This is a genomic window from Candidatus Manganitrophus morganii (assembly GCA_021651055.1).
GTDB classification, from domain to species: Bacteria; Nitrospirota; Nitrospiria; order SBBL01; family Manganitrophaceae; genus Manganitrophus; species Manganitrophus morganii.
Map to the genome: position 1 here is coordinate 2355849 of JAJHOH010000001.1, position 24324 is coordinate 2380172.

28 protein-coding genes are annotated in these 24324 nt (G+C 58.3%); 12 read left to right on the plus strand and 16 right to left on the minus strand.

Annotated features, from left to right (window positions below; genetic code table 11):
• Positions 1-122: 122 nt before the first annotated feature.
• From MCM46_10815 to MCM46_10830, 4 genes are all read right to left on the minus strand, one after another.
• A complete protein-coding gene (locus tag MCM46_10815; protein MCG3112297.1) occupies positions 123-1661 on the minus strand; it encodes a sigma 54-interacting transcriptional regulator in 1539 nt (512 codons plus the stop codon).
• 83 nt (positions 1662-1744) lie between these two features.
• A complete protein-coding gene (locus MCM46_10820; protein ID MCG3112298.1) occupies positions 1745-2068 on the minus strand; it encodes a hypothetical protein in 324 nt (107 codons plus the stop codon).
• Positions 2069-2187: 119 nt separating this feature from the next.
• The gene (locus MCM46_10825; protein MCG3112299.1) at positions 2188-3243 is read right to left on the minus strand and encodes an acyltransferase family protein; all 1056 of its coding nucleotides are present in this window, start codon (positions 3241-3243) and stop codon (positions 2188-2190) included.
• A gap of 150 nt (positions 3244-3393) precedes the next feature.
• Complete coding sequence (locus tag MCM46_10830) at positions 3394-3837, minus strand: nuclear transport factor 2 family protein (protein MCG3112300.1); 444 nt, start codon at positions 3835-3837, stop codon at positions 3394-3396.
• Positions 3838-3912: 75 nt separating this feature from the next.
• Here MCM46_10830 and MCM46_10835 point away from each other — a divergent pair, with 75 nt between their 5' ends.
• Complete coding sequence (locus MCM46_10835) at positions 3913-4050, plus strand: hypothetical protein (protein MCG3112301.1); 138 nt, start codon at positions 3913-3915, stop codon at positions 4048-4050.
• Here MCM46_10835 and MCM46_10840 read toward each other — a convergent pair.
• The 3 genes from MCM46_10840 to MCM46_10850 form a co-directional block, all read right to left on the minus strand.
• A complete protein-coding gene (locus tag MCM46_10840) occupies positions 4031-4687 on the minus strand; it encodes a DsbA family oxidoreductase (protein ID MCG3112302.1) in 657 nt (218 codons plus the stop codon). The two genes, MCM46_10835 and MCM46_10840, sit on opposite strands and share 20 nt — an antisense overlap.
• 24 nt (positions 4688-4711) lie before the next feature.
• Entirely contained in the window at positions 4712-5077 is a 366-nt protein-coding gene (locus MCM46_10845; GenBank protein ID MCG3112303.1) for a hypothetical protein, read from the minus strand.
• 157 nt (positions 5078-5234) lie between these two features.
• A complete protein-coding gene (locus MCM46_10850) occupies positions 5235-6449 on the minus strand; it encodes a cation:proton antiporter (protein ID MCG3112304.1) in 1215 nt (404 codons plus the stop codon).
• On the opposite strand from MCM46_10850, the gene MCM46_10855 reads away from it, so the two are divergent.
• On the plus strand, positions 6438-6608 hold the full coding sequence (locus MCM46_10855; GenBank protein MCG3112305.1) for a hypothetical protein: 171 nt from the start codon (positions 6438-6440) through the stop codon (positions 6606-6608). The two genes, MCM46_10850 and MCM46_10855, sit on opposite strands and share 12 nt — an antisense overlap.
• A 27-nt stretch (positions 6609-6635) precedes the next feature.
• On the opposite strand, the gene MCM46_10860 is transcribed toward MCM46_10855, so the two are convergent.
• The 9 genes from MCM46_10860 to MCM46_10900 all read right to left on the minus strand — a co-directional run bounded on the left by MCM46_10860 (position 6636) and on the right by MCM46_10900 (position 13660).
• Positions 6636-7259: a YbhB/YbcL family Raf kinase inhibitor-like protein gene (locus MCM46_10860; protein MCG3112306.1), complete on the minus strand. Its 624-nt coding sequence runs from the start codon at positions 7257-7259 to the stop codon at positions 6636-6638.
• A 75-nt stretch (positions 7260-7334) separates the two neighbouring features.
• Positions 7335-7637, minus strand: coding sequence for an antibiotic biosynthesis monooxygenase (locus MCM46_10865; protein ID MCG3112307.1), 303 nt, complete (start codon positions 7635-7637; stop codon positions 7335-7337).
• A gap of 177 nt (positions 7638-7814) precedes the next feature.
• Entirely contained in the window at positions 7815-8435 is a 621-nt protein-coding gene (locus MCM46_10870; GenBank protein ID MCG3112308.1) for a hypothetical protein, read from the minus strand.
• Positions 8436-8520: 85 nt separating this feature from the next.
• Positions 8521-9186, minus strand: coding sequence for a hypothetical protein (locus tag MCM46_10875; GenBank protein MCG3112309.1), 666 nt, complete (start codon positions 9184-9186; stop codon positions 8521-8523).
• 54 nt (positions 9187-9240) lie between these two features.
• Positions 9241-10356: a DNA alkylation repair protein gene (locus MCM46_10880; protein ID MCG3112310.1), complete on the minus strand. Its 1116-nt coding sequence runs from the start codon at positions 10354-10356 to the stop codon at positions 9241-9243.
• Between the two features lie 17 nt (positions 10357-10373).
• Positions 10374-11543, minus strand: a complete 1170-nt coding sequence (locus MCM46_10885; GenBank protein MCG3112311.1) for a hypothetical protein — start codon at positions 11541-11543, stop codon at positions 10374-10376.
• Between the two features lie 99 nt (positions 11544-11642).
• The gene (locus tag MCM46_10890; GenBank protein MCG3112312.1) at positions 11643-12113 is read right to left on the minus strand and encodes a DNA starvation/stationary phase protection protein; all 471 of its coding nucleotides are present in this window, start codon (positions 12111-12113) and stop codon (positions 11643-11645) included.
• A 218-nt stretch (positions 12114-12331) separates the two neighbouring features.
• Positions 12332-13309 carry a hypothetical protein gene (locus tag MCM46_10895; GenBank protein ID MCG3112313.1) on the minus strand — a complete coding sequence of 326 codons (978 nt, stop codon included), beginning with the start codon at positions 13307-13309 and terminating at the stop codon, positions 12332-12334.
• Positions 13310-13660 carry a WYL domain-containing protein gene (locus tag MCM46_10900; protein ID MCG3112314.1) on the minus strand — a complete coding sequence of 117 codons (351 nt, stop codon included), beginning with the start codon at positions 13658-13660 and terminating at the stop codon, positions 13310-13312.
• A 183-nt stretch (positions 13661-13843) separates the two neighbouring features.
• On the opposite strand from MCM46_10900, the gene MCM46_10905 reads away from it, so the two are divergent.
• The 10 genes from MCM46_10905 (at position 13844) to MCM46_10950 (ending at position 24298) form a co-directional block, all read left to right on the plus strand.
• Positions 13844-14641, plus strand: coding sequence for an SDR family oxidoreductase (locus MCM46_10905; protein MCG3112315.1), 798 nt, complete (start codon positions 13844-13846; stop codon positions 14639-14641).
• 135 nt (positions 14642-14776) lie between these two features.
• Complete coding sequence (locus MCM46_10910; GenBank protein MCG3112316.1) at positions 14777-15103, plus strand: (2Fe-2S) ferredoxin domain-containing protein; 327 nt, start codon at positions 14777-14779, stop codon at positions 15101-15103.
• 15 nt (positions 15104-15118) lie between these two features.
• Positions 15119-16207, plus strand: a complete 1089-nt coding sequence (locus MCM46_10915) for a YihY/virulence factor BrkB family protein (GenBank protein ID MCG3112317.1) — start codon at positions 15119-15121, stop codon at positions 16205-16207.
• A gap of 105 nt (positions 16208-16312) precedes the next feature.
• Positions 16313-18037 (plus strand): ABC transporter ATP-binding protein/permease, encoded by a 1725-nt coding sequence (locus MCM46_10920; protein MCG3112318.1) that lies wholly within the window; start codon positions 16313-16315, stop codon positions 18035-18037.
• 114 nt (positions 18038-18151) lie between these two features.
• Entirely contained in the window at positions 18152-19270 is a 1119-nt protein-coding gene (locus MCM46_10925; protein MCG3112319.1) for a mechanosensitive ion channel family protein, read from the plus strand.
• Positions 19271-19305: 35 nt separating this feature from the next.
• Positions 19306-20586 carry an ABC transporter substrate-binding protein gene (locus MCM46_10930; protein ID MCG3112320.1) on the plus strand — a complete coding sequence of 427 codons (1281 nt, stop codon included), beginning with the start codon at positions 19306-19308 and terminating at the stop codon, positions 20584-20586.
• The gene (locus tag MCM46_10935) at positions 20583-21464 is read left to right on the plus strand and encodes a sugar ABC transporter permease (protein MCG3112321.1); all 882 of its coding nucleotides are present in this window, start codon (positions 20583-20585) and stop codon (positions 21462-21464) included. The genes MCM46_10930 and MCM46_10935 overlap by 4 nt, the downstream gene beginning before the upstream one ends.
• Entirely contained in the window at positions 21461-22288 is an 828-nt protein-coding gene (locus tag MCM46_10940; GenBank protein ID MCG3112322.1) for a carbohydrate ABC transporter permease, read from the plus strand. The genes MCM46_10935 and MCM46_10940 overlap by 4 nt, the downstream gene beginning before the upstream one ends.
• A 154-nt stretch (positions 22289-22442) precedes the next feature.
• Positions 22443-23522 (plus strand): ABC transporter ATP-binding protein, encoded by a 1080-nt coding sequence (locus tag MCM46_10945; protein ID MCG3112323.1) that lies wholly within the window; start codon positions 22443-22445, stop codon positions 23520-23522.
• A gap of 71 nt (positions 23523-23593) precedes the next feature.
• Positions 23594-24298 carry a DUF433 domain-containing protein gene (locus MCM46_10950; protein ID MCG3112324.1) on the plus strand — a complete coding sequence of 235 codons (705 nt, stop codon included), beginning with the start codon at positions 23594-23596 and terminating at the stop codon, positions 24296-24298.
• Positions 24299-24324 lie beyond the last annotated feature (26 nt).

Below are 24324 nucleotides of genomic sequence, written 5' to 3' on the forward strand. Positions count from 1 at the left end.
AACCTCCAGATCGGGAGCATAAAAGAGTTAAAACAAAGCGTTATAAATTGAGAGGGGATCTGTGGAGGAGAGCGTGCCAACCTGGATCTGCCCACATGCCGTCAGATGCCGACCGGCGGGCACTAAGAGGGACGGGAGATGTTCAGCTTTTTCATTTTATGTTGAAGGGTGGTCCGTTTCATTCCGAGGCGGGCGGCTGCGCCGGCGGGCCCGGCGATGACCCAATTGGCCTCATTCAGAATTCGAAGGATATGTTCTCTCTCGGCGCTCTCGAGCGTCGAGACGCGGTGGGGCGCCGCCTCGGAAGAACGTTTCAGTTCCGTGAGCGGAACGAAAAGGGTCGATTCTTGCGAGAGGATCACCGCGCGTTCGATCATATTCTCAAGCTCCCGAATATTGCCGGGCCAGTCATACCCTGTCAACGCTTCCATCGTCTCGGCGGAGATCGCCTCGATCTGTTTGTTCATCCGTCTCGAATATTTCTGGGCAAAGTATCTCACCAGTAAAGGGATGTCTTCGGGCCGCTCGCGCAGCGGCGGCAATAAGATCGGAAAGACATTCAGGCGATAGTAGAGGTCGCTTCGGAACGCTTTATCGGCAATCATCCGGGGCAGGTCGCGGTTCGTCGCCGTCACCAGGCGGACGTTGACCTTAATCGTTCTATTGCTCCCCAGCCGTTCGAACTCTTGCTCTTGAAGCACCCGCAACAGTTTTGCCTGCAGCTCCAGCGGGATGTCTCCGACTTCATCCATAAACAGCGTTCCCTGATGGGCCAGTTCGAACCGGCCGATCTTCTGGGCGATGGCGCCGGTGAAAGCCCCCCGCTCATGGCCGAAGAGCTCGCTCTCCAACAAGCCCATCGGGATCGCCGCGCAGTTGATTTTCACGAAGGTCCGCTCGCGCCGCCCGCTTAAGTTGTGAATCGCGCGCGCGATCAGCTCCTTGCCGGTGCCGGTTTCTCCCTGGATCAGCACCGTCGAGTCGGTCGAGGCGACCGTCTCCGCCTGCTTCAAAACACGCTTCAGCGCCTTGCTCTCTCCGATGATCTCCGTAAAGTTATGCTCGGTGTGAATTTCGTCTTCTAAGTAGAGTTTTTCCTGCGCCAGCTTGTCTTTGAGCCGGCTGATTTCTTGATAGGCCAGGACGTTTTCGACGGCCACGGCGACCTGTCTTCCCACCTGCTCCAAGAATTCCAGATCTTCCCGATCCCATGCTTCGCTTTTTGAGCTGGTAAATCCCATCGCGCCCAGCTTGCGAAGGGCGGTCGTCAATGGGACGAAACAACAGGAGAGGGCGCCGTCTTCCCGCATCAACTGAATGACCCTCGACCAACGCACTTCTTTGGAAAGATCGGGAACAAGAACAGACCGCTGGTTTTTCCAGACGAACCCGTCCGGACACGCATCAATCGGGGCTTCGAGGCCCCCTACGATCTCGGCGGGAACATTGGCCTGAAGGGTGTGCAGCCGCATCAGGTTGCGATCGGGATCATAGAGCGAGAGGGCCACATAATTCACATGAACGACCGCGGGAAGTCGCTGTGCCAACTCTCGGAACAATTCGTCAAGATCCCGGCGAAGGGAGATCACCTCCGCGACCTCCAGTAAAGAGCGGTATCGCCGGGCCTGACGATCGGATGTTTGGGTTAAGTGATGGTTCATCAGCGAAGCGCTTTCTCGTGCGGAAATGGATGGGTATATCTTAGTTCAGGAAGGGGGAAATTGCAAACGAGGAGACGGCGGGTCTATCGGTCGTAGACTTCGATGAACCACTTCGGTTGCATCTCATCTAAATCGGTTCTTCGGTTGTTCGAGAGATATTTCGCCGGGTCCAGAACCGCCGGCGTTCCGCTTTCCCGGACAAAGACCACCCAGTGCCAAAAGGGCTGCCCGTTATCAACGTGGTATTTGATTGAAAGAAGCGCCCTCTCCGGGAGGCTCTCCCAGGAAGTGAACGGCGTTTCTTGCTCAGAGACCCGGATGTCGTATTCCGCAAGAATGCGCCTCACGTAGGTCGTGTCGGAGTAAAAGCCGGGGATCCGCCGCAAAGATGCCGATGCTGTTTGCAAGCGCCTTTACTTCCGCATAACGCCGTTTTGCCAACATCGCCACATTCGCGAAGCCGCAGCCGGTCGGCTCTTCTTGTATGACAACTTCCATTAGTGTCCTAGAGAATCGCCGGCGCAGATTACTGAATCTGCTCGATTTGTTTGCTTGATTTTATCGGGAGGTAGCATCGCTGCAGCAGGGTGTTGCTTCGAATGATTTCTGAGATCGCCAGCGGCAGCGCCACACCTAAAAGGAAGGCGACGATGCCATATAAAATCTCAGGACCGGGGAGAACTCTGAGTGTTGTAAAAATTTTGTCCTGAAGGAAATCATGAAAAATGAGAATGATCAGAGTATTGACGCCAATGTATGAGAAAAGTGCGGAGAATCCGGCCCCCCTGGAAAGGATTTTAGAAAAAGAGAGGACGATATAGATACCCAGAAGGGCGGATACGGTTGAAAACACCAAATGATCGTAGGTTCGAAAGAAGAGATCGGTGATGTAATCGAATCGGAGGTGGATTAAAAAAAATAACAGAAGTGCCAGCAAGAATAACGGCAGATTGAACTCGAATTCGATGAGCCGCTCGCGCAGTAAAAAACCGAGCAGAAAATAAAAGCCGGTCACCAACAGAATGTCGACACTAAAGGGGAGGCCGGGCAGGTCGATTTGCTTGCCGAGAATGGTCAGGGGCATCTGCCAGAATACAGGCAGCATGAGATATCCAATGGTGAGCAGGGTTGTCACGACGGCGCTTTTCACCCAAACCGATCTTTCATTAAGCTTTGTCCAATTCAGAAGCAAAAGAGAAAAAATATGGATTGCAAAAAGGTGGGGTAAAAACCAAAGGGGCCCCCACGGAATCATGGGGCCGGTCCCATAGGCGACACCGATAAAATATCTTAAAGGTGATTTTCCTTCAAAGATGATCAAGACGATCCCGAGCATCGCCAATGTGACGAAATACGGTTTAAGAAGCGCGTCCACCCCTTTTAGCAGCGCAGGGAGGAGCTTTTGGTCTTGCTTAAAAAAAATGCCTGACAAAAAAAAGAAGAGGGGCATATGAAAAGAAGAAATTATTTCGTAGAGCTCTCCCTTTGCCCCGTCCTGAGTGACGATCCAGTTGTGTCCTAAGACGACCAGGAGAATACCGATTCCCTTGGCGATATCGATGTGTATGACTCTGCTGTTCAAAACGCGATCCGATGGAGTGTGTTTTAACGCTCGCCGTCATCGGCGGGCTTATGTTTTTATTCGCAAGATAGTATATCACCACTGACTTTTTCTCTATACCTTAATTCATGATAAATAGCAATGATGCAGGGATTTTTGCAGAGGACGCCTTCAACCAATGACTGTGGGCGGCGTGCGCTCCCACCGGAACTTGCGGTCGGACTCGTTGATCGGAACATCGTTGATGCTCGCCTCGCGTCTTCTCATGAGGCCGTTTTCGGCGAATTCCCACTGTTCATTTCCATGAGAGCGATACCAGAATCCGGCGTCGTCATGCCATTCATACTCAAAACGAACCGAAATCCGATTTTCGGTAAAACTCCAAAGTTCTTTCTTCAAACGATAATCGAGCTCTTTCGTCCATTTCCGTTTGAGAAATTCTTTGATCTTCTCTCGGCCGCTGAAAAATTCCGATCGATTCCGCCACTGTGAGTCTTCGGTGTAAGCACCGGCGACCCGCTCCGGATCGCGGCTGTTCCAGGCATCTTCGGCCGCCTGAACTTTTTTCTTTGCCGTCTCAAGGGTAAACGGGGGAATCGGCGGGCGTGTTTCCATGATGTGAAAATCCTCCTTTTTTTGTTTTGTAAAAAATCCTTCTTTATATTTTCAAAAAAGCAGAGAGTCTATGGAGTGGCAAAGCACCTGAGCAGCAAGGAAGGGCGGGGCCGTCTCGAAGAACTCCTGCTCCGTCGTTTTGAAATCGACGCCCCGAGCCTGCGCTATTCGGAGAAGTCGTCGGAAAAAGCCATTATCCCGATGCCGTCATGAAAGGTCCCTCTCCGCGCAGCAATCTCTCCGCAACGGCATGAACGTGCTCATACGCAAGGGCGCCCCGCAAACCCGTCGCATCATGCAAAGGAGTATCCCCTCGGCGAAGAAGCATCGTCGGGACGGCGGAGATCCCGAGCTCCTGCGCAAGCTGCTCCTCTTCCAAGACCGCTTTCGTGTGGCGGTCTGTCTCCAGTGCATGTCGGAGCGATTCCACATCCAGACCTGCCGAGGCGGCGATTTCCAACAGGACTTCCATCTGTCCGATGTCCCGGCCCTCCTCGAAGAAAGCGCGGAAAATCGCCCGATGCATCGGATCGAATGATCCTTCGGCACGCGCATGCACTGCCGCCTCCAACGCTTTTCGGCTGCGGGGCTGCACCGGCGGAAGCTGAAGGGCCATGCCGCGCCGCTCCGCCATCGGGTAAACCGAACGGGCCCAGGTCGTTTTTAAATAGTCCCCGGCCGGATCGAGTGTCGGGATCGGCTCGGGTCGGAGTTCAAACGCATGCCAATCGATTTGCAGCGCCGGCCCGAACGCTTCTTGGAGCCGGTCGAGGACCGGGACCTCCAGGTAGCAGAACGGGCAGACATAGTCGCTCCAAACATTGATGCGAATCTGAGGTTCAGCAGCCATTCTGTTCTATGATTCAGCCGGTGATCATGCGGCGTGGGACGACTTCAGCGCATCGATCATCCCATGCAAATGGGCGGCGGCGTTTTCGATGTCGATATATTTGTATTGCCCCGCCCTGCTTTCCGCGGAGAGAACCCCGCAGCGATGGACCCTTTCGAAATCACCGTACGGAAATTTATATCTTTTTTTGGTCTGATCGGGTTCTTCTTCGTCGATTCCAAGATGCCATTTGGCGTATTCATCGTACCCGTGCAGCCGGACGAACTCATTCTCTTCTTGTGTGGAAGGTTGGTGTTCGCTCCACGCATCTCTCTCATCGATTTCGATCTTTTCTTCGTGAATCAGTTGTTTGGCATGTTCATAGGCGCTTTTGTTGAGCTTGACCGCCATCTCTCTTTCCTCCTTCACGATAAAGTGGCTGGGGAGAATTTCTTCGGATCGATCGCGTCGTTGCTTGGTTCTGTATAATCCAACCCTCTGTGCCGAGTCAATCACTGAAACGAATGAGTGAGCGAGATGACACGATCGTTCAACTCCAACGAGTAGGTCAAGCCGCTTCAGCGGGTCGCAGGCGGGTGACCGCTTGGAAGATAAACGGATTCAGAATGATCGAAAGCAGCGCGCCTGCCAGGATCAGGTTATACCCTTCCGGGGGGAGCAGGCCGAGCCCGACGCCGAGCCCGCCGAGAATAAACGAGAACTCGCCGATCTGCGCCAGCGCGGCCGAGACCATCAGCGCCGTGTTGAGCGGACGGCCCAGCGCCAATACAATCACCGCCGCAGCCAACGACTTGCCGATCACGATAATCCCGACGACCGCCGCCACCTGGAGCGGCTGCCGCAAGAGGATGCCGGGATCGAAGAGCATCCCGACCGAGACAAAGAAGAGGACGGCAAAAATGTCCTCCAGCGGCTGAAGATCAACGGCCGCCCGGTGGCTTGCGTCGGACTCGTTCACGACGACGCCGCCGAAGAATGCGCCGAGCGCAAACGACACGTCAAAAAGCCGGGCGGAGCCGAAGGCCACCCCGAGCGCGATCGCCACCACCCCAAGGGTAAAAAGCTCGCGCGAGCCGGTCCGCTCCACTTGCTTGATCAGCCAGGGGAAGAGCCGGCGCCCGAACACCAGCATAAAAGCGATAAAGGTCGTCACCTTCACGAGGGTGAGTCCCAAGGCGGCGGCGAGGTTGGACTGTTCGACCTTTTCGGGATGGCCCCCGTTCGGATCTCCCCCGAGCAGCCCCGCCAGCGGCGGTAGTAAGACCAGGGTGAGGACCATGGCCAGGTCTTCGACGATGAGCCAGCCGACCGCGATCCGGCCGTTTTCCGAATAAAGGGTATTTTGCGCCTCCAGGGCGCGGAGCAAGACGACGGTGCTGGCGACCGACAAGGCCAGCCCGAAAACCAGCCCCGCGCCGAGCGACCAGTCCCAGAAAGAAGCGAGGCCGGCTCCCAACGCCGTGGCGACGGCGATTTGCACGACGGCGCCGGGGAGCGCGATATTACGGACCGCCAGAAGATCGCCCACGGAAAAGTGCATGCCGACGCCGAACATCAGCAGGATCACGCCGATTTCGGCGAGCTGCGGGGCCAGCGTGGCATCGGCGACAAAGCCGGGGGTAAACGGCCCGACGGCCATTCCGGCCAGCAGGTAGCCGACCAGCGGCGACAAGCGAAGCAGGACCGCGATATACCCGAATACAAACGCAAGACCGAGGCCGACGGCGAGGGTGGAAATCAGGGGAGTGTCATGGGGCATCATCAGATCGACCGGAAAGAGGCTAAGTTAAATGAATATCACGAATTCAGAAGCGGAACGGATCGGTGTCCGCCGGCGGCCGACGCCGTCTCGACGCGGCTGCCAGCGGTGACCTGGTTATCCTGGATCGGCCGTCCAGCCTCGTCCGATCGACTCGACTGAAAAGCGATGCCGACGGCTTCTCGGAATCTAATCCCGCGGGTTCGGGTTCAGGGCGTAGGTCCCGATCAGCGTCGCTTTATCGAGGATATGCCCCTGCATCGCCTTGAGCGCGTCGGGCCCGTTGAACCGCTCCGGCATCTTGAGCGACGGGACATCGAGCGCGTAGACGGTGAAGTGGTAGTGGTGAAGCCGCTCGTCGTTGAAGGGGGGCCACGGCCCGTCGTAGCCGCCGTAGTCACCGCCCATCTGAGGATCATTGCCGAACCATTCCTTGTAGTTGTTGATGCCGCGCACGCCGTAGGCGACTTTCCCCGGCTTCTTTCCTTTGGGAGTGAAGCCGTCGGAGTCTTGTCCTTCGGCTAGCTCCGTCATGTTCGCCGGAATGTCGACGAGGACCCAGTGATAGAAATCGACGCGCGGCAGGTTGTACGGCACGGTTCGATCCGATTTGTTGACGTCGTCGGGCTTCGACGGCACGTCGGGGTCGTGGACGATGATTGCGAATGACTTGGTATTTGCCGGAAAGTCCGACCACGCGATGTGCGGGCTCTTGTTCTGACCCGGGACGGGACCGTCCGGTCCCGGGACCCCCGCGGCACTGGTTACGGGAATACGTTTGTTGTTCTGAATGGAACGGCTGGTCACTTTCATTGGATTTTCCTCCTCCCTGTGCTTCAGAGTGTTCGTCTCTATAAATCGACCGACTTTTCGTTTGATGCTCCCGGTCTATCCCGGAAGCTTGGCCGCAAGGACATCGACCTTCTGGATGTCGGGGGGCTTCGCCAAAAGCTCGGGCGCATTGGCCATCAGCGCCGCGGCGACGCGGCCCGAGAGGTGCGCCTGCCGGCCCACCTCATCCGGGAAGGCGTCGAAAATGCCGAATGTCGATGGCCCCAATCGGATGGCAAACCATGCAGTTGTGGCCGGCTCTTCTTGGACGATCGACAAGCCTCCGCGAAGGAAATCTTCCACTTCTTTTTCTTTTCCGGGTTTTGCTTCCAGTCGAACCAACAGCGCGACTTTGGCCATGGCGGTTCTCCTTATTTAGGGTTGGCGCCTTGTTAGGGGACTTATGTTGATCAGGATATTGATTCGAGCGCATTGTTAACGTCTTTCGATCCCGCTCGACCGATGCGGTATTTCCATCATACTGTTCCTCAGACAGCTCAGGCAACCGAAATAAAAAAGAAAAGGGGACAGATCTATTTATTGGCTCCTCATCGCATCGACCCGCTGTTTTGCCTCTTCCAGGCTCATCTGTTTTTCCTCCCGCAACAAGCGCACCGCTTCCGTGATTCTACCGGACTCGATCGCCGCTCGAACGCTCGCCATGAAGGGGTCTCGATCCTTCTCGGACAGTCCAATCAACTGCCGAATCCGCTCGCCCAACATCAGGCACGAATCGCCGTGATCGGGGAAATAGCCTATCGAGATCGGAATCTCCTGCCCCGGCAGGACCAGTACAATCCTCCGGCTCGGCACCCCTTCGTCTCCGAGGGGACTCTGCATGGCGACCGATTGAATCATGCCGAAGGGGATCACCCCGGTGCGTTTTCTGAGCGCGCGCCGCCGATGCCAGCGAACCTGCCGTTGGACGCCATCAAAAACAAAAACGCTCCGCTCGAACATAAAGAGAAAACCGAGCAGCCCCATCGCCGCTCCCCCGACCGAACCTTGAAAACGCTCGCTATGCATCGAGCCGGTCCGAGCGTATTGCAGGGCGGCCATCGAGCCGAGGACGATGAAGCAGACGAGAAATAAAAAAGCGAACGCATTGGCTTCCACTTTGACAATGAGGATGTCGTCTGACGGCTGGGTAAACTTCATGGCATTATCAATCCCGGCGTCACACCTGTATTCGCCGTGGGTTCGGTCGGCCGGCGTGGAGGACTCGCCGCAGCCTCCGTTCGTTTCATGCCGCTTGCCGCTCCTCTCGCATCTCTACTTGCCAATAGGGCCAGATCGTTGTGATCTTTTGATCCAGTTCGTTCGCCTGTTTTGAATCGATCGATCTTACAAAAAGATAGATAACGCGACGGCGGATAGGACTCCGCGCCAGTTTTATCAAGCTCAAGGTCTGGCGGATCGGATCATACGTTGTATAGCTCACGGTCAGCTTGATTGCAATCTCTCCCTCTGATGGAAAGAATTTCTGACCCGCGTCAAAGTGGAAGCCGATATGTTTGACGACGCTGCCGCTTCCTTCCAAGAGAAAGATTTGCGAAAACTCCTTCGTCCGGGCGGCGAAGGCCGTTTTCTTGTCGGTTAATTCTAAAAGCTCTAGAGCGGTGAAGGGAGTGAGGCTGCAACTCGATTTTCCCGGCTGTTCGATCTGAAGACACTCCACTTCAATTTCCGTGGTGACTTTTGAGCCGGCCGCGCCGGTGAAGATTTGAAACTGGAGAGCGATCGGAAACGGCGTATCCGGGGCTGGCGTGTGAGGAAACCAAAAAATTTTCTGGAGGCGAAACTTCGGTATGCCGGCGATCGCCCAGATGCCGATCGCCAGCAGCGCGCCGCCAATCCCGACTAAAATCGTGACGATCCCGCTGATAATATCAATAACGTCTTTGGTCATCTCAAGAGTCGCGTTTGCTTCGCTCGACTGCTGCGTTTGGACATGCGGCGTGGTTCATATCTCCACCAACTCAAACGAGCCGAGCGGATCGGCCGTTCCGTTCAACACCACCTCCACCCGGTGCGTTCCGGGATAGTGCTTCCGCGTCGTCATCTCCGTCAATGAGATGGTCTTTCCAAGCGGGAGGGTTTCTTTCGGGGCGAGCTCGATTGTTTTGAGTTTAAACGCCTTCGGGCTGGTTTTGCCGTTGGCCTTCACGAAGTGGACACGGAAATCAACCAGCACCCGTTGCCGCCGCGAGCCCTTGTTCACCACTTCAAAGCCGATCGTGACCGAGCCGCCTGTTCGGGGACGTTTCGGTGTGATGGTGGCGTTGCGAATCGCCACATTGACCTTCTTGCCGAAGCCCAGAACGCCGAGCGCGCCCGGCTCGCCCCGTTTGATCGCCGAACGGAGCGCGTGACGAATGAGCCGGCGACGCTCTTCCGTTGCATCGGTCATCCAGCGCCGGACCGTTTCCACAAGCAGGTCGGGATGATCCTTCCCAATGTCGTTGAGATTGTTCGCTACGGAGCGGCGCACATACAGTTCAGGGTCGTCCTTCAGCCGTTCGAGCAATGTGAGCACCGGGCGCGGCTCTTTCTGGAATGCACGCAGCCGCGGCGCCCAGGGCAGCCGCGGGCGGGTTCCCTCGGAGACGAGCCGGCGGACATGGGGGCTGGGATCTTTCGTCCATCTTTCGAGGTGATCGAGCGTCTGCTCCGGGTAGCGGACGAGGAAGGGGCGAATGCTGAACTCGGCGGTGAATCGCTGTGTCAGCTCGTATTGGGCTTGCATCGAAATCTCGAAGTGGTCGAGGCCATATTCCGCGACGAAGAAAACGTGCGGAAGATAGAGAAAAGGGGCCATCCCCAGCGCTTCGGTCCGGTCGAGTTTCGGACCGAGGGAAGCGATTAGGATTTCAGCGGCTTTGGCATAATCATCGGGCAGGTGGCGGCGCAGCGCTTTGGCGATCTGCCGTCCGCGCGGGGTCAGATCGAGCGCTTCGTAACCGTTGAGTACTTCTGCGAGGAAGGCGTTCGTGTCAAAACGCGGAAACACCGCCGAAATCATCCCGGCGATCCGCCGGGGGATCTCGGGGCCAAAGTGATTTTTGAGCGGTTCGGCCATCGAAGATCAGTTCTCTTTCAATTTAAAGGTTTCGCGATGTTTGTAAAAAGCGCCTTAAAGAGACGACTCTTCATGATCGCTTCCGAAGCCACCTGGTGTCCAAGGGCATTCCAATGGGCGTCTTCCGAAAATTCAAAGCGGGCTCCGTTTTCTCGGTAATCCGCAATGAACAGCGGTTGCAAATCTGCCACCGAATAACCCCGGCTCCGGGCTTCCTCCATGAACCTGCGACGCATGCGCGGGAAGTAGGCCCCGTTGACCGCATTGAGATCCTCCTCGCTCCCGTACAGTTCGGGCCGAACGCCGTCCAGGAGGAAAAATATCCGCCCTGGGGGGAGGGCCGTGCGTCGCGGCAATTCATCAAAAAACGCGCGGATGGCCCGTTCCGAGTCCCGCAGACGGTCGTCTGCAACATCGGCGGCCGTGTTGCCCACGGCCCGCTCCGTCTCGCCCGCCGGCGTCGAACGCATCAGGCTCTGCCAGAACATCTTCAGCGCCGTATCCGCATGTAGGTTGGAGACGAGATACCGCGCCAGCGCAGAATGACGCACGGTCTTGCGTAGAAGCGTCGGCGCGTAATCATAAAGCTGCAAGGAGAGCCCCCCGTCGTTCTTTTCAATAAAATGATGAAACCCCGGAGCCGTTTTGTATTTTGCGACGCTCTCGTCAAAGTCGTTGCCGACCACGACAAAAATCATTCCCTGAGGCGCGTACCGCGCGCGGGCATCGTCGGCCCAGGCAAGATACTGGCTCAAGGGGGCTCCCGAAGCCGCAAAGCTGTAGACGCGCCCCTGCTCCCCGAGAAATTTTTGGACCCGCCCGTGTAATGTCTCAGGGTAAGGCAGCATTAACGCCTCCACGTAAGAATCACCGATGACGGCGAGCAACGGCCGGGGATCTTTTGCGTCATAGTCCTGATCGTTAACGAACCCCGCGTTATTGGTCCGGCCGTGATTCACGAGAGAGAAACGCCACCCCACCGACCATTGATACTCGCTATTCGGCGTAAACCGAAAGATGGGGTGTTCTGCATTGATCGGCCCGGCTGTGGGACCCTTGGCGACCGGCAGTAACCGAAAAACCCCCTCGACGACGAGAACGGAAAACAGGATTCCCAAGAACAAAGCGGTGAGACGGATCCAGACGCTCGGGTTCGGCCTTGTCCGAGAAGTGGGGCTAGCGGACATTGTGTTTTCCTGGGACAGGGGGAGCCTTCGTAGGCCTTTGCACGGCCGGTTTGGTCTCCGTTGCTTGTGGACCGTTTCTCTCTGAAAATCGGCCTGAGTTTATTTTTCCAGGTGGCTTCGCAGCATCCAGGCGGCTTTCTCGTGCGCTTGCATCCGCTGTGTCAACAGATCGGCCGTCGCTTCATCGCCCGCTTTTTCCGCGGCCGGGAAGGCGGCGCGCGCGGTTCGCACCACCGCTTCTTGACCCTCTACGAGCAGACGGATCATCTCCTCCGCTTTCGGCACCCCTTGGGTTTCTTTGATGGAACCGAGTTTGGCAAACTCGCTGTATGTGCCGGGGGCCGGGAATCCCAGGGCCCGAATCCGCTCGGCAATGAGATCAACAGCGAGGGCCAGTTCGTTGTATTGGGTTTCGAAAAGAAGGTGGAGTGTCTGGAACATGGGGCCGGTCACGTTCCAATGAAAATTGTGTGTCTTAAGGTAAAGCGTATAGGTGTCGGCAAGCATCTTGGACAGCCCTTCGGCCACGTTGGCGCGGTCTTCTTCTTTCATGCCCATATTCATTTCCATGAAGCCCTCCGTGATTGAGTCGAAAAATAGGGTGTTTAACTTCGAGCGCATGACTCTTTTGTATATTCCAATTCTTTCGCGGAGTCAACACCTGCAGCGAAGCGGGTCGGCGGACGAGGAAGGTTTAAGGGCGATCTCTTTCTATCGTCGTATTGAACGTGCAAGAGGGTGATGATTCCGTACATGCTGCTGAAGCAAGGGGTTAGGTGGAGATTCCATCACTCCACCTGAAACACCTCATTCGTGCTGCTGACGGAGCCGCCGGGTCTGGGTCCGCCGACGATAACGAAGATCTGATTTCCAATTGTCGCGGCGCCGAGACCGTGGCGAGGGGTCGGCATCGGCGGGGCTGATTGCCACTGGTTTTGGCCGGGATCATAAACATCATTGTCGGCGAACGTTCCTTGGGGGGCCTCGCCGCCGAAGAGATAAATCTTCCCGTTGAGAACCGCTGCGGCGATTCCGCTCCGGGGTTTGAGAAGAGGGGCCGCTTCGCCCCAGCGGTTCGCGGCCGGATCATAAATATGGTGGAGGGCGAGGTTTTCGGAGTAGTCGCTGTTGAAGCGCCCGCCGATCGCATGAATTTTTCCGTTCACGACCGCCACGGCCAGGTGGTCGCGCGGCGTCGGCAGCGGCGCTTTCTTCTCCCATCGGTCGGTCGCCGGATCGTAGGCCTCGTTTGCGCCGGTATTGCCGAGCAGCTCAAACGGCCGGGTCGCCCCCAATCCGCCGACGGCATAGAGCTTCCCTTCCGACACGCCGACCCCCAGCGCTCCTCGCGCCGTCGGCATCTCCCGCTTGGCGGACCATTGGTCGGTCCGAGGATTATACTCCCAGAGACCGCTGGAAGGTTTCCATGACCGCCCCCCCTCCAGGCCGCCGACGATGTAGAGCTTTCCGTTCAACACCGCCGCGCCGGCATGATGAAGGGCGACCGGCATCGACGCCCGGGAAGTCCACCGGTCGGTCGCCGGATCATACATCTCGACCCGCGACGTGACCCCCTCTTTTGTGAGGCCGCCGAGCAGATAAATTTTTCCATCCAGGACGGCGGCCGACACCTCCGTGCGTGGCATCGGCGCCGGGGCGCGCATTTCCCAAGCGACTTTCTCCGCCGCCACCGGACGAAGCAAAGAGAGGGAGTAGCCGAGAGAACCGGCGATAACGATAAAAGCCAGCAGTCGACCGGTTTTCATCTACGCGGCCTTGGCCCAGTTTCGGGGAATGCACCAGCGGGGTTGCGAGCGGGAGAGATCGAGGTAATCGGCGGGATTGAAACGATGATCGGTCACCTGCAGGGAGAGGATTCGATCGAGGAGGAATTGGCGGTGGGTCTGCTCCCGATCCTCCCACCAGCCGAAGTCGAGCCGATGGCCGAAGAGGTACTCAACCCGCTTTCCCTCCGGGCGGATTTTGACCAGGATGTCCAGTGGAACAATCTCATGCCCGACGATCTGCCCCCGCTGCTTGATGTAGGAAAGGCGGACCGTCCGGGTGGATTGGATCGCCTCGGCTACCTTTTGCCAGATTTCAGCGCTATTGATCATTTTTGAGACCCATGAAAATGAACTCAAACAACTTCCATAATTTTATTCTATTGTTTTAGAGGGAAACAAGTCAAAAGGTGATCGAATCGGGTTTGGCGTAGAACGAAGCGGCGCCTCGCCGCCAAACCCAGGCTGGACAGGCGGAATGAAACTGTCTTACAATGGAAACAATTGGAGGAAAGGATGGATCTCGGACTGAAAGGGAAGGTCGCGGTGATCACCGGCGGGAGCAAAGGGATCGGAAAGGCGATCGCCCTCGCGCTTGCGGCCGAAGGGGCCGAGATCGCGCTCTCTGGGCGCGGAAAAGAGGCGCTTTCCCGGACGGCGGCGGAGGTCGAGAAGAACGGGGTCGGCGTACTTGCCGTCCCCGTTGACCTCACGAAGCCGGACGGGCCCCGCCAATTGATCAAAAAAACCATCAAGCACTTCGGCCGGATCGACCTCCTCATCAACAACCTCGGCGGACCGCTCCATTTTAAGAACTTCCTCGACCTGACCGATTCGGAGTGGGAGGCGACGTTTCATCTCGATCTGATGGCGGCGGTGCGGAGCTGCCGCGAAGCGATCCCCGCAATGCAGCGGCAGGGAGGAGGCCGGATCATCAATATCGCCTCGACCTCCGGGACCGAGATGGAGGAGAAATTTCCCGACTACCGGGTGGCCAAGGCGGCCTTGATCGCGCTGGGGAAGTATCTCTCCGTGGAATTTGCCAGGGATAAGATCGTCGTCAACACCGTCTCTCCCGGAGCGGTCTGGACCCCCTCCTGGGAGGTGGAAGCCTCCCTCCTGGCGGAGCGGATGGGAAAACCGGCGAAAGAGGCCGAGGAGCTGCTCAAGCGCGAAACCGGCGCCGCCATCCCGCTGGGGATGGGGAGCCCGGAGGAGGTGGCCCGGCTGGTCGTCTTTCTCGCCTCGCCGAACGTCACCTGGATGACCGGGTCGACCGTTCGGATCGACGGCGGCGCGGCGAAGATGCCATAAGGCGTGAGGGGTAGAAGATTAAATCTTTTGAATTTACCCCTGACGCCTCACCTGTTTTTCTTGAAGAGATGTGTCTCCCTGTGATAGAACTAAGGATCTTTCGAGTGATCCAACCACAGTATATAAGGAGACGTTATGCCGAAGCCGAAATATCATGTTATCGTTTGCACAACCACCCGCCCCCCGGGGAATCCCCGCGGATCGTGCGGCGAGAAGGGGAGTAAAGAACTCGTCCCGGCTTTTTTCGCCGAGATGGAAAAACGGGAGCTCTTCGGACAAATTTTAGTCACCGAGTCGAGCTGTTTGGGCCCTTGCCCGATCGGTGCGACCGTCGTCGTCTACCCCGACGGGACCTGGTATAAAGGGGTGAAACCGGCCGATGTCGCCGAGATTATGGAAGAGCATATCTCGAACGGCCGGCCGGTGAAGCGCCTGGCAATTCCGGAAGAGATGTGGGGGTAGCTTTTAGGATTTGATTTGGAAGCCAAAGGAAACGATCAGAACCGGCCCACCTGGCGGGAACGATTCCGCCGGTGGGCGCTCGGGAACCTCACCCTCCGACAGCTTGCGGCCGACGTCTGGAAACAGATGAATGAGGACGATATCTTTTCCGTCGGCGCCGAGCTCGCTTATTTTTCTCTCTTCGCCCTTTTTCCCCTCCTTCTGTTTCTCGTGACATTGATCGGTTACCTGCCGGTTGAAAACCTCTTTAATGAGATCCTCGGCTATCTACAGCGGGTCCTCCCGCAAGAGGCGATGGAACTGGTTCAGGAGACATTGACCGACATTGTCCGGGAGCCGCGCGGCGGACTCCTCTCGATCGGGTTGATCGTGACCCTCTGGGCCGCCTCGCGGGGGATGGCCGCCCTGATCAATGCGCTGAATAAGGCGTATGGAGTAAAAGAGGGCCGTCCCTGGTGGAAGGTTCAGGCGACGGCGCTGGGCTTGACTCTCTCCCTCTCCGTTTTTATCATTTTCTCGGCGGTCTTGATGATCTTCGGCGGGGCGATCGGAGAGTGGCTGGCGAATTGGACCGGACTCGGCGCCTCTTTTCTGATCGGATGGAACCTCCTTCGGCTTCTTCTCGCCACGATCATCATGATCACGGTGGTGGCGGCGATTTACTACTTCGGGCCCGATGTCGAGCAGGAGTGGCGGTGGGTCACCCCCGGATCGGTCCTCGCCGTCCTCGGTTGGATCGCCGTCTCGCTCGCTTTCTCTTATTATGTCAGCCATTTCGGCAACTACAACAAGACCTACGGGGCGATCGGCGCCGTGATCATCCTGCTCACGTGGATGTACCTGAGCGGGCTGATGATTCTCTTGGGCGCGGAGATCAACTCCGAAATCGAGCGCTCGCTCCCGGAGGGAAAGAGCAACGGCGAGAAACGGCTGGCCCACAAACATCCGGAAGATCTTCTCCTTCAGGCCCGATCGAAGGTTCCGGTCCAAAGCAGGGTGCGAAAATGGCTCTTCTCTCCCTGGTCGCTCGGCGGCCTCGCCGCCCTCTCCGCAACGACCTTTTTTGTCATTCGGCGACGTCGCCGCTCTTCGGAAGCAGGATAGAAATATAATGAGGAATCTGGGAATTTGGAAGCAGAAGTGATAAACTTCTTCCTTTAAGATTTCCTATTTTTCATTCCGCATTATTTCTTTAAGAAAGGATCGATCTTGAAATTTACACTTCGTGTTTTGACCTTTATCAAACCGTACAAGGGGCTTGCGGCGTTGACCCTGGGTGCGGCGATCCTCACCACCCTCATGGACCTCATTCCCCCGTGGCTGATCAAGGTGGTGATCGATGAAGGGGTCGGCTCCGGAGAGACCCGCTTGATTGTTCTCCTGACATTGGCGATGATCGGCGCCTTCGCCGTCAAAGCCCTTTCGAACACCGCCCGGATCCGTCTGAACAATGTTTTCGAGCAGCGGGTCATCTTCGATATCCGCAACACCGTCTATCAGGCGACCCAGCGGCTCTCGATCTCCTATTTTGAGAACCGCTCCACCGGCGAGATCATGTCGCGGATCAACAATGACGTCGAGAACATGGAGCGGATCTTCATCGACGGGATCGAGCATCTGCTGGTCGCCGCGTTGACGCTGATCGGCATTACGGCGGTCCTCTTCAAAATCCAGTGGCAGCTCGCCCTGGTGGCGATGCTCCCGCTGCCGATCCTCGCCTTTTCCGCCGTTCTCTTCACCCGGCGGATTCACCATTGTTATAAAAATGTCCGGCAGCGGCTCGGCGACCTCAATGCGCTCCTCCAAGATTCCATCTCCGGCATCCGTGAGACGATGATCTTCAACCGGCAATCGCATGAAGCAAAACGGTTTGCCGAGAAGAGCGCCGCCTGCCGCGACGGAAGTCTGGAGGTCGCCCGCCTCTGGTCGTACTACTCGCCGGGGATGGCCTTTCTCGCCTCGATGGGGACGGTGCTGATTTTGGGATTCGGCTCTTACAAGGTGTCGACCGGAGCGATGACGGTCGGGGAGCTGGTCGCCTTCTTCGCCTATGCCGCCCTTTTCTACGCGCCGATCAACCAGATCCACTCGATCAACCACATGCTGCAGCATGCGATCGCAGCGGGAGAGCGGGTCTTCGAGATCATCGACACGAAGCCGGAGGTCGCCGAGCCGGAGACCCCGATCGTCCTCCCGGCCCGGTTGCAGGGATTCGTCCGGTTCAACAATGTCTCATTCCAATACGTCTCGGAGCTCCCGGTTTTGAGGCAGATCGACTTCGAGGCCTCTCCGGGTGAAACGGTTGCTCTGGTCGGAGCCACCGGAAGCGGGAAGACGACGATCGTCTCGCTTTTGATGCGCTTCTACGACGTGCAGGGAGGGAGCGTGACGATCGACGGCTTCGACGTCCGGGCGATGTCGCTGGCGGCGCTGCGCGATCAGATCGGCTTGGTCCGCCAGGAGCCGTTTCTCTTCAACGGCACCGTCCGGGAAAACATCGCCTACGGCGATCTGACCGCCACGGAAGCGCAGGTCATCGCCGCCGCCACCGCCGCCTGCGCCGACGATTTCATCCGTCAGCTTCCCGAGGGCTATAACACCTGGATCGGGGAGCGGGGGGTGAAGCTCTCGATCGGCCAGAAGCAGCGGCTCGCCATCGCCCGCGCCTTCTTGAAGAATCCCCCGATCATCATCTTCGACGAGGGGACCTCCGCCGTCGATGCCGAGACCGAGGGGAGTATTCAAGAGGCGATGAAAAATCTCTTCGCCAACCGGACGACGCTGATCGTCGCCCATCGGCTCTCGTCGCTCCGGACCGCCGACCGGATTCTGGTGATCGATCAGGGACGAATCGTGGAGAGCGGAACACACGAGGCGTTGATCCGGACCAACGGCGCCTATGCCACCCTGTTCGAGGCGCAGCTGCAGCTGTAAAGGTATCCCGGCTGCGCTTGACACTCCCTACAGAATCCCTTTATATAGACCTATTTCGCCCCTGCATCGATCACCCAATGGGTTTAAGGCGGCCCTTGACCCGGGAGGAAGCCTGTGACGAGTGAACTTTTCCGAACCATCATGATCCCGTTCGGCATCTTTGCCGGCGCGACCGCGGTCGCCCTGACCGTGCGGAGCGTCCTCCTGCGCCTTCTCCGCCGATGGTCCGAGAAAACCGAATCGGAGATCGACGACCTGTTCGTCTCCGCCCTTCGCATCCCTTCGATCGGCTGGGGGGTGGCCATCGGACTCTACGTCGCCCTCGGCACCTCCTCGCTCCCGGCCCCTTACGTCGCCTATTCCCTCAAGGTGATCCATGTCCTCGTCATCCTCTCGGTCACGCTGGTGTTGGCCAACGTTTCCTCGCAACTGGTCGCCTATTCGATCAGGAAGGCGGCGATCTCGATTCCTCTGACCGGCCTCTCTCAGACGATTATCAAGGGGACGGTTCTCGTGATCGGGTTTCTCATCTTGCTTGGGACCCTCGGCATCTCGATCACCCCCCTGATCACCGCCCTGGGGGTCGGCGGTCTCGCCGTGGCGCTCGCCCTTCAAGACACCCTCTCGAATCTCTTCGCCGGAATCCATATCCTGGTGGAGCAGCCGATCCGCGTCGGCGACTTCATCCGTCTGGAGTCGGGCCAGGAGGGGTATGTCACCGACATCGGCTGGCGGACCACCCGCATTCGGATGCTTCCGAACAACCTGGTGATCATCCCCAATAACAAACTCTCCCAGAGCATTCTGACCAATTATTATTTGCCCGAGACGCGGATGGCGCTCTTGATCCCGATCGGCGTCAGCTATGAGACCGACCCCGATCATCTTGAGCGGGTCCTGGTGGAAGAGGCGACCGAGGGGGCGCGGGAGATCCCCGGGCTGCTCGCCGATCCGGCTCCGTTTGTCCGGTTCATCCCCGGCTTCGGCGATTTCTCCCTGAACTTTACCCTGATTTGCCAGGTGCGGGAGTTCACCGATCAGTACCTCGCGCAGCACGAATTGCGGAAGCGGATCTTAAAGCGGTTCCGTAAAGAGGGGATCGAGATTCCGTTCCCCAGCCGGACGGTCTATACGCGCGAGGTCGACGGAAAGGCGCAGGCGGAGGAGCGTCCTGGCAATGGGGCGGAGCGGAAAGAAGCGAGGGGAGAGCGCCGGACGGGCGAAGAGGGGTGACGGCGGAGGAGCGGTTGGGGAGAAGGCACCGATCGATGAGTTGGCTGGCAATCGCAGGGATGGTGATCGGACTTCTCTGGGGCTGTCCCGCCGCCGAGCGGGTCCAGCAGGAGAAAGGGCCGGTCACCCTCGTCTTCAAGCACGGCCAGATCGAGGGAAACCCCGCCGCCTTCCAGGCGCTCTTGCGGAAATTCGAAGCGACGCATCCGGGGATTCTCGTCCGGGATGAGATCCTTCCCTCTTCCTCCGATCAGCAGCATCAATTTTACGTCATCGGCCTGGAAGGGCGATCGAGCGATTTCGATCTGATGTCGCTCGACGTGATCTGGGTTCAGGAGTTCGCCCGGGCCGGCTGGGTCCGCGACCTCTCTCACCTCCTCCCCCCCGAAGCGCGGGAGGCCTTTTTCCCCGGACCGATCGACGCGGCCCTCTTTGAAGATCGGGCCTATGCAATCCCCTGGTTTCTGGACGCTGGCCTTCTCTATTACCGGAAAGATCTTCTGGAAAAATATCGGCTCGACCCGCCGCAAACCTGGGAGGCGCTGGCCGCCGCGGCGCGGACGGTCCTCCAGGAAGAGAACGACCCGCGGCTGAGAGGTTATGTCTGGCAGGGAAGGCAATACGAGGGGCTGATCTGCAATGTCCTGGAGGTGATCTGGTCGGCGGGGGGGGAGGTCCTCGATGAAAACGGCAGGGTGATTCTGGCCGATCCGTCGGCGACCGAGGCGCTCACCTTTCTGCGCGATTTGATCGGGGAGAACGGGATCTCCCCGCCGATGGTGACGACCGCCGACGAGGAGACGACGCGGCGCCTCTTCGGCGAGGGGCGGGCGGTTTTCATGCGCAATTGGCCGTATGCGTGGGTCCTCTTTCAGAAGGAAGGATCGGCTGTGCGAGGGAAGGTCGGCGTCGCCCCGCTGCCGCACTTCCCGGGCCACCCCTCCGCGGCGACGCTGGGAGGATGGCAGCTTGGGATCAACCGCTTCTCGCGCCATCCGAAAGAGGCCGAGGCGTTGCTTCTCTATTTAACCTCTCCGGAGGTTCAGCGAACGATGGCGATCGATACCGGCTACAATCCGACGCGCAAAGCCCTCTATGACGACCCGGCGTTGGCGGCCGCACAGCCGTTCACCGCCGGCCTGCGCGATCTTTTCTTGTCGGCCCGGCCCCGGCCGGTCTCCCCCTACTACCCGATGCTCTCTCAGATCATGCAGCCCGAATTCTCCGCGGCGCTGGTCGGGATCAAGCCGCCGGAGCGCGCGCTGCATGACGCCGCGCTTCAGATGAAGCATCTGCTCGGGGATCCGGTGCGATGAGACCGGCGACCGCGCGGCTCGGTTATTGGTTGATCGCCCCGGCCATCCTCCTTCTCGCCGCCGTCGCGCTGATTCCGATCGCGGCCGCCTTCTTCCTCAGCCTTCAGCAACGGCTGCCGATTTTTCAGATCGCCCGCTTCGTCGGACTGGAGAACTACCGCTTCCTCGCGATCGATCCCCGTTTCTGGAACAGCCTCGGCAACACCCTCTACTTCACCCTCGTTGCGGTGGCTTTGGAGCTGGCGCTGGGGCTGGCGGTGGCGCTTCTTCTCGACCGGGCCTTTCCGGGGCGGGGATCGATGCGGGCGATCGTCCTGCTCCCCTGGGCGATCCCGACGGTCGTTTCGAGCCGGATGTGGGAGTGGCTCTACAACGTCGAGTTCGGTCTCTTCAATTTTATATTGACCGGAACGGGTCTGGCGAGGGGGCCGGTCAATTGGCTCGGCGATCCTTTCTGGGCGATCCATGCGGCGATCCTGATCGACGTCTGGAAGAGCGCCCCCTTTGCGGCGATTCTCCTGACGGCCGGGCTGCAGACGATCCCGAGGGAACTTTACCTCGCGGCACGGGTCGACGGGGCGGGAGGATGGGGAGTCTTCCGCCACATCATCCTTCCGTCGCTTACGCCGATGATCCTGGTGGTCCTCCTCTTCCGGACCCTCGACGCCTTTCGGGTCTTCGACGCGATCTATGTCCTCACCGGCGGCGGCCCGGGGAACACCACCGAGACCCTTTCCATCTATACCTACAAGGTTTTGTTTCAGACCCTTCAGTTCGGCTACGGCAGCGCCTTGTCGGTGGCGATGTTTTTCTGCGTCGCCGCGATCAGCCTGGTCTATCTCGCCCTTCTCGGCCGGGAGAGGCGGCTCTCCTCATGATGAAGCGATCTTTGAAACAGGCCGGATTTTTTCTCCTTCTCTTCGCGACGGCGCTCTTCTTTCTCGGGCCGGTCGTCTGGCAGGCGATCACGTCGGTCACCCCCGATTCGGAACTGATCACCCTACCGCCGATCCTCCCGCAACATCCGACCCTGGAACATTATCGCTCGATTTTCACCGGCCACCCATTCTTCCGGATCATTCTCAACAGCCTGGCGGTCGCCGGGATGACGACCTTTTTCTCTCTCGCCTTCGGCGCCCTTGCCGCCTTCGCGTTGGCGCGGCTTCACTTCAAAGGGAAAGGGCTTCTGCTCGGCATGGCCCTCGGCGTTTCAATGTTCCCGCCGGTGGCGATCGTTAGCCCCCTCTATTTGATCGTCCGGGCGCTCGGCTTGAGAGACACCTGGTGGGCGCTGGTCCTCACCCACACCGCCTTCTCGCTCCCCCTCTCCCTCTGGATCCTGACCCGCTTCTTCGAGGAGATTCCGGCGGAGCTCTACCGGGCGGCGCAGATCGACGGCTGCACGCCGCTGCAAGCGTTCACGAAAGTCCTCCTGCCGCTTGCCGCGCCGGGCCTCTCCGCGGTGGCGATCCTCGTCTTTCTCTTCTCCTGGGGGGAGTTCCTCTTCGCGCTGACCTTCACGACGACCGAGGCGTCGCGGACGATCCCGGTCGGGATCGCTCTCTTCCCGGGATTGCACGAGATTCCCTATGGAGACATGGCCGCCGCGTCGATCGTCGTGACCCTGCCGGTGATCCTCCTCGTCCTCTTTTTTCAGCGGCGGATCGTGGAAGGGCTGACGGCCGGGGCGGTGAAGGGATAAATAAACCAATTAGGAATTAGGAATTAAGAATTGAGAATTGAGAATTGAGAATGAGGAATTCAATTCTAACACGCAGCGCTTTCGCTCTCGATTCTTCACCCAATTCCTAATTCGTAATTCTTAATTCGTAATTAAGATATTTCCGGGGGTTTACATGGCGGAAGTGAGGCTGACGGGGATCACGAAACAGTTCGGGGAGAAGGGGGTGTTGCGCGGGATCGATCTGACGATCGCGGAGGGGACGTTCTTCACGCTGGTCGGGCCGAGCGGCTGCGGGAAATCGACCCTTCTGAATTTGATTGCCGGTTTGGAAAGTCCGACCTCGGGCGAGATCCTGTTTGACGGCGCGCCGGTGAACGATCTGGCGCCGAAGGAGCGGGATGTCGCGGTGGTCTTCCAGAGCTACGCCCTCTATCCCCACATGACCGTCTATGAAAACATCGCTTTTCCCCTTCGAATGAAAAAGGAGCCGGCGGCCGAGATCGACCGCCGCGTCCGGGAGGTGGCCGAGTTGCTCGGACTTGCGCCGCTCCTGCCGCAGCGGCCGGGATCGCTCTCCGGCGGCCAGCGCCAGCGGGTGGCGTTAGGAAGAGCGATCGTCCGGAAGCCGCGCCTTTTTCTCTTCGACGAGCCGCTCTCCAACCTCGACGCGCGCCTTCGGATCGAGATGCGGAGCGAGCTGAAGCAACTGCATCGGCGATTGAAGACGACGATGATCTACGTGACCCACGATCAGGCCGAGGCGATGACCCTCTCCGACCGGATGGCGGTGCTGCACCAGGGGACGCTCCAGCAGGAGGGGACGCCGAAGGAGATCTACGCCCGCCCGGCCAACCTCTTCGTGGCGGAATTTATCGGCAGCCCCCCGATGAATCTGCTCCGCGGACGGTGGGTCGGGGAGGGGGTTGAGATGGCCGAGGGGGTTGTCTTTCGGCTGACGGGAGAGAAGGGGGAGCGGCTCGGCACCGCGCCATCTGGAGAGGGGGTTCTCGGCATCCGTCCGGAAGATATCCATCTTTCCCGTCCGGCCGGAGAGGGGGAGATGACGGCCGAGATCGTCCTGATCGAATCAATTGGCGCCGAGGTCTGGGTGGAGTTAAATTGGGGAGGCCAAAGGGTCCGCGCCACGGCAGCGGCCGATTTCGATGGGGCGCCGGGCGAGCGGGTCGGCCTGACGATCGATTCGAACAAGGTACATCTTTTCGATCCTGCAACGGGAAGGCGGATCGATTAAAGTGGAATCAAAACTTGACTTTTATTCCTATTATGATACACAAATACTGTTTCCAATAGAGGTCCGCTTTCATGAAGAAAAACCTCCAGGCTAAATCTGATATTAGGGAAGTCCCTTCATATACGCTCCAGGAAGCCGCTCACTATCTCCGAATTCCTCTCACGACACTCCGTTCTTGGATTCGTGGGCGGCGTTATCCAGTCAAGGAGGGCCAGCGCGACTTTAAGCCGCTTATCGCTACTCTTGATCGGAGCTCTCTGCTTTCCTTCTTTAACTTGGTGGAGGCGCATGTTCTCAGTGCAATACGAAAGGACCACCGAGTCCCGCTCGTCAGCGTAAGAAAGGCGCTCGATTACCTCGACCGAAAATATCCCTCAAAGCATCCCCTGGCCGATCATCTCTTTGAGACGGACGGGATGGATCTCTTTGTAAGAGAATACGGCCACCTGGAAAATATTTCCAAGGACGGCCAATTGGCGATGGAGAAGTTGCTCCATGCTTATCTTCGCCGGATCGAGCGTGACCCTTCCGGCCTGCCGATTAAGCTTTATCCTTTCACCCGAAAACGCCAGCTCGAAGAGCCAAGGACGGTTGTCATCGATCCGACGATCTCCTTCGGCCGGCCCGTTTTATCCGGAACGGGGATCCCGACTCAAGTGATTGCAGAAAGATATAAAGCCGGGGAATCCATCAAAGAACTTGCGGGGGATTATGGCCTTCCGCCCTCCCAGATCGAAGAAGCGATCCGTTGCGAACTCCCCCTCGAAGCCGCCTGAGTCGATCACTTTTTTTTTCGACAGGA